Origin of the sequence: Alkalibacterium gilvum, from assembly GCF_900109085.1 — a bacterium.
Lineage (GTDB): Bacteria > Bacillota > Bacilli > Lactobacillales > Carnobacteriaceae_A > Alkalibacterium > Alkalibacterium gilvum.
Genome location: NZ_FNYW01000086.1, coordinates 1 through 1,253 on the forward strand (window position 1 = coordinate 1; position 1,253 = coordinate 1,253).

The 1,253-nt window shown below is 27.7% G+C and carries 2 protein-coding genes; both read left to right on the top strand.

Translation table 11 applies throughout. The annotated features are described in order from the left end of the window. Positions 1–449: 449 nt before the first annotated feature. The gene (locus tag BMX83_RS10630; protein ID WP_177170588.1) at positions 450–881 is read left to right on the top strand and encodes an ImmA/IrrE family metallo-endopeptidase; all 432 of its coding nucleotides are present in this window, start codon (positions 450–452) and stop codon (positions 879–881) included. A 25-nt stretch (positions 882–906) separates the two neighbouring features. Further along, positions 907–1,092: a hypothetical protein gene (locus BMX83_RS10635; RefSeq protein ID WP_143059544.1), complete on the top strand. Its 186-nt coding sequence runs from the start codon at positions 907–909 to the stop codon at positions 1,090–1,092. Positions 1,093–1,253 lie beyond the last annotated feature (161 nt).

The following is a 1,253-nucleotide window of genomic DNA, read 5'->3' on the forward strand; positions in this document are numbered from 1 at the left end:
TACCGCAACAGTTGAAGAGAGAAGAAAAGAAAAACTCTAACAAGAGTAAGCCTGAATAATTTAATTATAAATTTGGGATACAAAAGATTGATTAGAGTAGTTTATAATAAAAAATAAATAATTAAGGTGTGACGAATTATGTTGGAATTGATTTCTTCTTTAGGCTTGGTATCTGGAATTGTTTTATTTAATAAGATTCATTGGAAAGGTACACTTGATAAAAGATTATACTCTTTATTTTGGATTTCTTTGATAGGATTATTACTTGGAGGATTACTAAGTTCACTTATAAGCGAACTCATAGTATTTAGAATTCTTTTATCTATCACTCTCTTTTGTTCTTTGCTTGTACTTACGCTAAGAGTTAAGTTTAATAGTTTAAATAGTATCTATAAAATGGTTGCTCTGATTCTATATATTAGTAATTTTTCTTTTTTTATATATTTATTGTGGTCACTAATAATAATGTAAAAAATAATGTTATACCCTTTTTAATCGCCAAAGAAAAGGGAATCGAAGTGCTGTATGTTTCTTTTGGCAAAACTCCTTTGGGAGAAACTGTTTACTTTAAAGATGAGACCTTAATTTTGTTGAATGATTCTTTAGCGAATAAAAATAAACGATATTTTGTGATGGCGCATGAACTCTATCATGCTTTAGAACATTTAGAAATGAGCGCTTATTATACAAACCAAAGACACGGCAAAGGAAAATACGAAAGAGAAGCAAATTTATTTGCCGGTCACTTAATGATTAAATTATACCAGGATGTGTTTGGATTCTTACCTGAATCCGTCCAAGTGTTAAAGGACAGTTATGGGGTTCCGATTGATTTAAAAGATGATTTAATTTCATCAACAAGAAGGGTAAATAAACAATAAGATGAATGTAAAATGGAGTGAGAAAATGAGCAAACATAAAAAAAATAATTTAGAGACTGATGACAATCAAGAACTTAACAAAGCAAAGGCATCAGGATCATGTGGTGTATTCATGTTAGTAGCTATAATTATTGTTATACTTATTTTAGCTTTTCTTGGACTTTTATTAGCAAATTTTATAAACACACCTAACTTACCCAATCTATCTTAGATTGACCATCAAAGATAAGAATTTTAATAAAAGAATGAGTTTGTCTTAACTATAAATATGTAAAACTCTATATTTTTTCTTGTTAGCAAAATATTAATTAATTTTGATATACTAGTCAAAAGAATTTAAATGGGGTATCTTATGAAAAAATTAAATCTTAA

What these genes read in the sequence shown, in the direction of transcription:
- BMX83_RS10635 (WP_143059544.1), top strand. Translation starts at nt 907, where the DNA reads ATGAGCAAACATAAAAAAAATAATTTAGAGACTGATGACAATCAAGAA.